The following is a 319-nucleotide window of genomic DNA, read 5'->3' as shown; positions in this document are numbered from 1 at the left end:
ACTCCAGGCCGTGCCGCGCCAGGTCCTTGCCTAGCGCCGCATAGGCTGGCGAGGTGATGAACAGGACGAAGGTCGTCGCCATCACGTCATGGATGAAGCCAGGCGCGGTGATCTCCTCGGTGCGCATGCAACCGCCGATGCGGTCGTTGCGCTCGAGCACCAGCACCTTCGCCCCCTTGCCGCCAAGCATCGCCGCGCAGACCAGCGCGTTGATGCCGCTGCCGACGATGATGTGATCGGGCGCGTTCATCGACGATTGCTCTCCGCCAGCAGGAGTTCAATTGGGGAGATTGGCGCTCTACGGCGCCCCCCTCTGTCC

1 protein-coding gene is annotated in these 319 nt (G+C 65.5%); it reads right to left on the bottom strand.

Annotation, left to right across the window (positions count from 1 at the left end):
- The coding region (locus E5W87_RS35720; RefSeq protein WP_292408751.1) for an NAD(P)-binding protein at positions 1 to 250 on the bottom strand (250 nt) is incomplete at its 3' end.
- Positions 251 to 319 lie beyond the last annotated feature (69 nt).

This window comes from Mesorhizobium sp., from assembly GCF_004962925.1.
In the GTDB taxonomy this organism is placed as follows: domain Bacteria; phylum Pseudomonadota; class Alphaproteobacteria; order Rhizobiales; family Rhizobiaceae; genus Mesorhizobium.
Note: the sequence above shows the minus strand (reverse complement) of the source record. Positions and strands in the feature narration are given on the sequence as shown.